4 protein-coding genes and 1 pseudogene are annotated in these 8,221 nt (G+C 63.5%); 4 read left to right on the top strand and 1 reads right to left on the bottom strand.

Annotated features, from left to right (window positions below; translation table 11 throughout):
- Both GNZ12_RS37380 and GNZ12_RS37375 read left to right on the top strand, forming a co-directional pair.
- A pseudogene (locus GNZ12_RS37380) lies at positions 1 to 559 on the top strand (primosomal protein N'); the annotation flags it as partial.
- Positions 560 to 751: 192 nt separating this feature from the next.
- Complete coding sequence (locus GNZ12_RS37375) at positions 752 to 2,182, top strand: YeiH family protein (protein WP_172317155.1); 1,431 nt, start codon at positions 752 to 754, stop codon at positions 2,180 to 2,182.
- 356 nt (positions 2,183 to 2,538) lie between these two features.
- Here the strand turns inward: GNZ12_RS37375 and GNZ12_RS37370 are convergent, their stop codons facing one another.
- On the bottom strand, positions 2,539 to 2,709 hold the full coding sequence (locus tag GNZ12_RS37370; RefSeq protein ID WP_172317153.1) for a hypothetical protein: 171 nt from the start codon (positions 2,707 to 2,709) through the stop codon (positions 2,539 to 2,541).
- 313 nt (positions 2,710 to 3,022) lie between these two features.
- On the opposite strand from GNZ12_RS37370, the gene putA reads away from it, so the two are divergent.
- Both putA and GNZ12_RS37360 read left to right on the top strand, forming a co-directional pair.
- Positions 3,023 to 6,952 (top strand): trifunctional transcriptional regulator/proline dehydrogenase/L-glutamate gamma-semialdehyde dehydrogenase, encoded by a 3,930-nt coding sequence (gene putA, locus GNZ12_RS37365; RefSeq protein ID WP_172317151.1) that lies wholly within the window; start codon positions 3,023 to 3,025, stop codon positions 6,950 to 6,952.
- An 89-nt stretch (positions 6,953 to 7,041) separates the two neighbouring features.
- Positions 7,042 to 8,190, top strand: coding sequence for a branched-chain amino acid ABC transporter substrate-binding protein (locus GNZ12_RS37360; protein WP_172317149.1), 1,149 nt, complete (start codon positions 7,042 to 7,044; stop codon positions 8,188 to 8,190).
- The last annotated feature ends 31 nt before the right edge of the window (positions 8,191 to 8,221 follow it).

The following is an 8,221-nucleotide window of genomic DNA, read 5'->3' as shown; positions in this document are numbered from 1 at the left end:
GGGCCACGATTTCCAGCGAGTGTCGCTGGTCGGCGTGCTGAATGCCGACACCGCCTTGTTTTCCCACGACTTCCGCGCGAGCGAACGCCTTTTTGCGCAATTGATGCAAGTGAGCGGTCGAGCGGGCCGCTCCGGGTTGCCGGGCGAAGTGCTGGTGCAGACGCGCTATCCGCGCCATGCGCTGTATCACGCGCTGGGGCGGCATGACTACGTCGGCTTTGCCAGTTCGACGCTGGCCGAGCGGCGCGATGCCCATCTGCCGCCGTTCGTCTATCAGGCTTTGCTGCGTGCCGAAGGCCGCACGCTCGAAGCCGCGATCGCCTTCCTGCAGCAGGCCGCCGCCGCGCTGACGGAGATTCCGGCCGCCGAGCGTGTGACGGTCTATGACGCCGTGCCGCTCACCATCGTCAAAGTGATGCACGCGCATCGCGCGCAATTGCTGATCGAGAGCGCGTCGCGGGGCGCGCTGCAGGCCACCTTGCGCGCATGGCAACCGATGCTGCGCGGCCTGAAAGGCGTGCTGCGCTGGAACCTCGAAGTCGACCCGCTCGACATTTGACGCCTGGCCCCTTGGCCCTTGCCCGTGACGCCGCGGCACCCGGGGCATTACTCCTTTGAGTCATATTCATAGAGCGAATGGTCGTTTCGCTTTGCGACGCCGCTCGCCTATATTTCGCCGAATCGGCGCGTGCTTTAACAAAACTCAAAATTTCCCGCGCCGATGCACCTCAACTACCTCGGGGGCATTGCGATGAGCGACACCAATCAAACGCTGCCGACCGGTGCTGCGCCCGGCAAGCACCGCAGCGGCCATAGCGCACACGGCGGCGGTCTCTTTTTGACTGAAGACTGGTGGGCCGTCTGGATCGGCCTGCTGGTCATCGTGATCGCCTGGGGGCTGTTCGCCTCGGGCGGTAGCATCAAGTGGCTGGCGGTCGCGCCGGCCAAATGGTCGACTGTGGCACAAGCCGCGCAGGACATTGGCAAGCATCTGCCGAACTATGTCGCGTTGTTCATCGCGTTCGCGTTGCTGTTCGGCGTGAGCCTTGCTGCGCTGAAACAGCGGGTTGGCTCGTTCCTGGCGTCGTTCCTGATCCTATTCATCGCATCGGCGCTGATCTTCACGCTGGGCGCCTGGGTCAATGCGTCGAAGTACAACCTCGAGCCGCCGCTGGTGGCGCTGGCGCTCGGCCTGTTGATCTCGAACGTGTTCACGCTGCCCGAGTGGTTTTCGGCCGGCTTGCGCGTGGAGTTTTACATCAAGGTCGGCATTGTGCTGCTCGGCGCGACCCTGCCGTTCACCTTGCTGGTGTGGGCGGGGCCGGTCGCGGTCGGGCAGGCGACCATCGTCTCGCTCGTGACGTTCTTCGTCATCTTCTTTGCCGCCAAGGCGCTCGGTCTCGACCGGCGTTTTGCGGCCGTGCTCGGCGTGGGCGGCGCGGTGTGCGGCGTGTCGGCAGCGATTGCGATCGCCGGCGCGGTGCGGGCCAAGCGCGAACAGGCGTCGGTGGCGATCACGCTGGTCGTGCTATGGGCCATCGTGATGATCTTCGTGCTGCCGTTCGCATCGCGTTCGCTGGGACTATCGACGGCGGTGGCGGGCGCATGGATTGGCACGTCCGAATTCGCCGACGCCGCCGGCATCGCCGCCGCGCAGGCCTATGGTGACTTCGCGAAGCACGCGGGCGGCGTGATTGCGGGCGCACCAGAGGCGTCGCTGCAGGCGTTCACCTTGATGAAGGTGGTCGGCCGCGATATCTGGATCGGTATCTGGGCGTTCGTGCTGGCAATTGTCGCGACGACGCGCTGGGAATCGCAGGACAGCGGCGTCAAAGCCAAGGCCCATGCGGGTGAAATCTGGGCGCGCTTTCCGAAATTCGTGATCGGCTTCGTGATCGCATCGGCGCTGGTGACGTGGATCGCCAGCCACTACTCGTTGGCTGACTACCGCAAGATCGTCACGCCCGAGTTCGTTGCGCCGATCACCGCGCTGCGTACGTGGGCGTTTACGTTCTGTTTCCTGAGCATCGGGTTGACCACACGCCTGCGCTCGCTGACGTCCATCGGCCTGAAGCCGTTCCTGGCTTTCACAGCGGGTGTCGCTGTCAATATCGCCATCGGCTACGCGCTGTCCGCGCACGTGTTCGCACCGTACTGGAATAGCTTGGGGCAGGGCTCGTGATGAGCGCCGCTGTTCGCATCGCCGGCACGGCCCACGCACGTGGAGACGCGTGTGCGCCGCGCTGTGCAAGCTGCCGGTATCGCGCCGAGGATCGGCATTCACTGGAGCAGACCATTCCGGATCTCGCCGTGTTCAGTTCCGGGTTTGGTGCGAGCGTGGCGGACAGCCGGCTTTGCCGTCTGCACGACCAGCTCGTTTCGCCCGACGACGCTTGCGCTCAGTTCGAGTCAATCCCGCCTCACTGACGCACGCGCCGGCGCCGCCGCCGGTTGAACCTGGCGACGCATATCCACTGCTCGTTGTGTCAGTCGGGACCGGCGTCGCTATGGCTATCGCGAGTCGCCGGAATTAACCACTCAATCGTTCAACGCGGTTCGCGTATCGCCCGCCGATGCACGCGATGCGGGGCGCGCGCGCTCATCCGCGGGCGTGCGCCGGGACGAAGCACCCGTCGCGCCGCGGATGAACAGCACAGCGCACGTCGCGCACATCGCCCAGATGCCCAATATCACTAACCACTTTTCCATTTCGCCAGTCCTCTAAAACCCCGTACCGTTTTTATGTGCGTGCCTTGCGGCCGCGACCATCCATGTTCTGTATAACGGCGCGCCGAGCAATCTGATAAGGGTAAAAGCGAAAAGAATCACGCCAGGGAAAGTACTGATCGCAACCGCTGTCGCCACGCCCGGCACCATTCGGCGCAAACCCCCGCCGTACAGGGCTCTCACGAAGGTGCAACCATGCGATGTGCATGGTTGCACCTTTTTATTTGGAGGCGTACGATTCGCCCAACTTTTAGTCTTTCTCCAGCGAATTCGTCTGGTATCCGAAGAAGGAAACATGGCTAGCACCACCCTTGGCGTCAAGGTCGACGACCTCCTGCGTTCCCGGCTGAAAGATGCCGCCACCCGCCTCGAGCGCACTCCGCACTGGCTGATCAAGCAGGCGATCTTCGCATACCTCGAAAAGATCGAACACGGCCAATTGCCGCCTGAATTGTCGGGCCACACCGGCTCGGCCGATCTGGCTGATGGCGCCTCGGTAGAGCAGGAGGAAGACGGTGCGTCGCATCCGTTCCTCGAATTCGCGCAGAACGTGCAACCGCAATCGGTGCTGCGCGCCGCGATCACCGCTGCGTACCGCCGTCCCGAGCCGGAATGCGTGCCGTTCCTGCTCGGCCAGGCGCGTTTGCCGGCCAACCTCGCGGGCGACGTGCAAGCGATGGCCGGCAAGCTGGTCGAAACGCTGCGCACCAAGAGCAAGGGCGGCGGCGTCGAAGGGCTGATCCACGAGTTCTCGCTGTCGAGCCAGGAAGGCGTCGCGCTGATGTGCCTCGCCGAAGCGCTGCTGCGCATTCCGGATCGCGCCACGCGTGACGCGCTGATCCGCGACAAGATCAGCAAGGGCGACTGGAAGTCGCATGTCGGCCAGGCACCGTCGCTGTTCGTCAACGCCGCGACGTGGGGCTTGATGATCACCGGCAAACTGGTGGGGACCAACAGCGAGGCGAGCCTCTCGTCAGCGCTCACGCGTCTGATCGGCAAGGGCGGCGAGCCGCTGATCCGCAAGGGCGTCGACATGGCGATGCGCCTGATGGGCGAGCAGTTCGTCACGGGCGAGAACATCTCCGAAGCGCTGGCGAATAGCCGCAAGTACGAAGCACGCGGCTTTCGCTACTCGTACGACATGCTCGGCGAAGCCGCCACCACCGAAGCTGACGCACAACGCTACTACGCGTCGTACGAACAGGCGATCCACGCGATCGGCAAGGCTGCCGGCGGCCGCGGCATTTACGAAGGCCCGGGTATTTCGATCAAGCTGTCGGCGTTGCACGCACGCTATTCGCGTTCGCAACAGGAACGCACGATGAGCGAGTTGCTGCCGCGCGTGCGCTCGTTGGCGATCCTCGCGCGCCGCTACGACATCGGCCTGAACATCGACGCTGAAGAAGCCGACCGCCTCGAAATCTCGCTCGATCTGCTCGAAGCGCTGTGCTTCGATCCGGAACTGGCCGGCTGGAACGGCATCGGTTTTGTGGTGCAGGCGTATCAGAAACGCTGCCCGTTCGTGATCGAGTACATCATCGATCTGGCGCGCCGCAGCCGTCACCGCATCATGGTCCGCCTTGTGAAGGGTGCGTACTGGGATACTGAAATCAAGCGTGCGCAAGTGGACGGCCTCGAAGGCTATCCGGTCTACACGCGCAAGATCTACACCGATGTGTCGTACGTTGCCTGCGCGAAGAAGTTGCTCGGCGCGCCGGACGCGGTCTATCCCCAGTTCGCCACGCACAACGCGCACACGCTGTCGGCGATCTATCACCTCGCGGGCAATAACTACTACCCCGGCCAGTACGAGTTCCAATGCCTGCACGGCATGGGTGAACCGCTGTATGAGGAAGTGACCGGCCGCGACAAGCTGAACCGTCCGTGCCGCGTGTATGCGCCGGTCGGCACCCATGAAACGCTGCTCGCGTACCTCGTGCGCCGTCTGCTGGAAAACGGCGCGAACACGTCGTTCGTGAACCGCATCGCCGACGAAAACGTCGCGATCAAGGACCTGATCGCCGATCCGGTCGACGAAGCCTCGAAGATCGCCCCGCTCGGCGCGCCGCACGCGAAGATTCCGCTGCCGCGCAATCTGTTTGGCGCCGAGCGTCTCAATTCGATGGGCCTGGATCTGTCGAACGAACATCGTCTGGCCTCGCTGTCGTCGGCATTGCTGGCGAGCGCGCATCATCCGTGGCGCGCCGCGCCGATGCTGGAGGACAACGAGATCGCCGTCGGCGTCGCACGTGATGTGCGCAATCCGGCCGATCATCGCGACCTCGTCGGTACGGTCGTCGAAGCGACGTCGGAACACGTGAGCGCGGCATTGGCACACGCGGTCGCCGCCGCACCGATCTGGCAAGCCACGCCGGTCGATGCCCGCGCCGATTGCCTCGCGCGTGCCGCCGATCTGCTCGAAGCGCAGATGCACACGCTGATGGGTCTCGTGGTGCGTGAAGCCGGCAAGTCGCTGGCGAACGCAGTCGCGGAAATCCGCGAAGCGATCGACTTCCTGCGCTACTACTCGACGCAGATCCGCAACGAATTCTCCAACGACACGCACCGCCCGCTCGGTCCGGTAGTGTGTATCAGCCCGTGGAACTTCCCGCTGGCAATTTTCATGGGCCAGGTCGCCGCGGCGCTTGCAGCGGGTAACACCGTGCTAGCAAAGCCGGCTGAACAAACGCCGCTGATCGCAGCGCAAGCCGTGCGTATCTTGCGCGAAGCCGGCGTGCCGGCGGGCGCGGTGCAACTGCTGCCGGGCAATGGCGAAACGGTCGGCGCCGCTTTGGTGGCCGATCCGCGCACCCGTGCGGTGATGTTCACCGGTTCCACCGAAGTCGCGCGTCTGATCAACAAGACGCTGTCGAATCGCCTCGACCCGGAAGGCAAACCGATCCCGCTGATCGCCGAAACCGGCGGCCAGAACGCGATGATCGTCGATTCCTCGGCGCTCGCTGAGCAGGTGGTTGCGGACGTGCTGCAGTCGTCGTTCGATTCCGCCGGTCAACGGTGTTCCGCGTTGCGCGTTCTTTGTCTACAAGAGGATGTCGCGGACCGCACGCTCGAAATGCTGACGGGCGCGATGCGCGAACTGTCGGTGGGCAATCCGGACCGCCTGTCGATCGACGTCGGCCCGGTGATCGACCTCGACGCGAAACGCGGCATCGACGCGCACGTCGCGGCGATGCGCGAGAAAGGCCGCAAAGTCGAGCAACTGCCGATGCCGGAAGGCGGCGCGCAAGGCACGTTTGTTCCGCCGACGCTGATCGAACTCGACAGCATCGACGAATTGAAGCGCGAAGTGTTCGGCCCGGTGCTGCATGTGGTGCGTTACCGCCGCAGCCAGTTGGACAAGCTGCTCGAACAGATTCGCTCGACCGGTTATGGTCTGACGCTCGGCATTCACACGCGGATCGATGAAACCATCGCTCACGTGATCAGCCGCGCGCACGTCGGCAACATCTATGTGAACCGCAATGTGATCGGCGCGGTGGTGGGTGTGCAGCCGTTCGGTGGCGAAGGTTTGTCGGGTACGGGGCCGAAAGCGGGTGGCGCACTGTATCTGCAACGTCTGTTGGCTACGCGTCCGGCTGGGTTGCCGAAGTCGCTGGCGCAGTCGTTGATCGTGGATGCGCCACAAGCGGGTGAAAACAGCGACAATCCGTCCGCTGCCTTGACGGCGTTGCGCGACTGGCTGATCAGCGAACAGCAGCCGGTGCTGGCCGCACGCTGCGACGGTTATCTGTCGCATGTGCCGGCGGGCGCAACTGCGGTATTGTCTGGGCCCACCGGCGAGCGCAACACGTACACGTTGGGCGCGCGCGGCACGGTGCTGTGTATTGCCTCGACGGCGAGCGGTGCGCGCGTGCAGTTTGCCGCGGCGCTGGCTACGGGAAATCGCGCGTTGTTCGAGGGCGCGGCTGGTGAACAATTGGTGGCGCAGTTGCCTGCCGCGTTGAAGTCTTACGCAAGCGTGAAGAAGAGCGCCGATACGCCTTTTGATGCCGTGCTGTTCGAAGGCGATAGCGACGAACTGCTGGCGCTGGTGAAGGAAGTCGCGAAACGTCCGGGGCCGATCGTCTCGGTGCAGGGCGTCGCGGCTCGCGCGCTGGAAAGCGGCGATGAGGACTATGCGCTCGAGCGTCTGTTGACGGAGCGCTCGGTCAGCGTGAATACGGCAGCAGCAGGCGGTAATGCGAATTTGATGACGATCGGTTGAGCGAACCTCATCGATTACTTCAAAAAAACGGAAGCGGTACGGCGACCCCGAAAAACCGCTCCATCCACACCTGGTACCAAGGAGAAGCTATGCAACACAAGATGAAACAGCTGGCAGGCGCAGCACTAGTTGCGGCAATGTCGCTGGCGGGGACGGCCAACGCTCAATCGACGGAAGACGTGAAGATCGGCTTTGCCGGTCCGATGACGGGCGCACAGGCGCACTACGGTAAGGACTTCCAGAACGGCATCACGCTGGCTGTCGAAGACATGAACGCGACCAAGCCGATGATCGGCGGCAAGCAGGTTCGCTTCGTGCTGGATTCGGCCGACGACCAGGCTGACCCGCGCACCGGTACGACCGTTGCACAAAAGCTGGTGGATGACGGCATCAAGGGCATGCTCGGCCACTTCAACTCGGGCACCACGATTCCGGCTTCGCGCATCTACGCGAACGCGGGCATCCCCGAAATCGCCATGGCGACGGCGCCTGAGTACACGCAACAAGGCTTCAAGACCACGTTCCGCATGATGACGTCCGACACGCAGCAAGGTTCGGTCGCCGGCACGTTCGCGGTGAAGACCCTGGGCATGAAGAAGATCGTGATCGTCGACGACCGCACGGCGTACGGCCAGGGTCTGGCAGATCAGTTCGAAAAGGCGGCGAAGGCTGCAGGCGGCCAGATCGTCGATCGTGAATACACGAACGACAAGGCTGTCGACTTCAAGTCGATCCTGACCAAGCTGAAGTCGGTCAACCCGGACATGGTGTACTACGGCGGCGCGGATTCGCAAGCGGCGCCGATGGTCAAGCAGATGAAGCAACTGGGCATCAAGGCTCCGTTGATGGGCGGCGAAATGGTCCACACGCCGACGTTCATCCAGCTCGCGGGTGACGCAGCGAACGGCACGGTGGCGTCGCTGGCTGGCCTGCCGCTGGAAGAAATGCCGGGTGGCAAGGACTACGTCGCGAAGTACAAGAAGCGCTTCAACGAAGACGTGCAAACGTACTCGCCGTACGCTTACGACGGCGCAATGGCCATGTTCGACGCGATGAAGAAGGCTAACTCGACCGATCCGGCCAAGTACCTGCCGCTGCTCGCGAAGACCTCGATGCCGGCAGTGACGGCAGCGAACCTCGCGTACGACAGCAAGGGTGACCTGAAGAACGGCGGCATCACGCTGTACAAGGTTGTCGACGGCAAGTGGACGACGCTGCAAAGCGTGGGCGGGAAGTAAGCGGCTCTCGTTCGCGTGTTCGAGTATCGCG

Origin of the sequence: Paraburkholderia solitsugae (assembly GCF_013177695.1) — a bacterium.
Lineage (GTDB): Bacteria > Pseudomonadota > Gammaproteobacteria > Burkholderiales > Burkholderiaceae > Paraburkholderia > Paraburkholderia solitsugae.
Note: the sequence above shows the minus strand (reverse complement) of the source record. Positions and strands in the feature narration are given on the sequence as shown.

Excerpts from the sequence above, each read along its gene's own strand:
- GNZ12_RS37360 (WP_172317149.1), top strand. The coding sequence starts at position 7,042 with ATGCAACACAAGATGAAACAGCTGGCAGGCGCAGCACTAGTTGCGGCA.
- GNZ12_RS37370 (WP_172317153.1), bottom strand. The coding sequence starts at position 2,709 with ATGGAAAAGTGGTTAGTGATATTGGGCATCTGGGCGATGTGCGCGACG.
- GNZ12_RS37375 (WP_172317155.1), top strand. The coding sequence starts at position 752 with ATGAGCGACACCAATCAAACGCTGCCGACCGGTGCTGCGCCCGGCAAG.
- putA (WP_172317151.1), top strand. The coding sequence starts at position 3,023 with ATGGCTAGCACCACCCTTGGCGTCAAGGTCGACGACCTCCTGCGTTCC.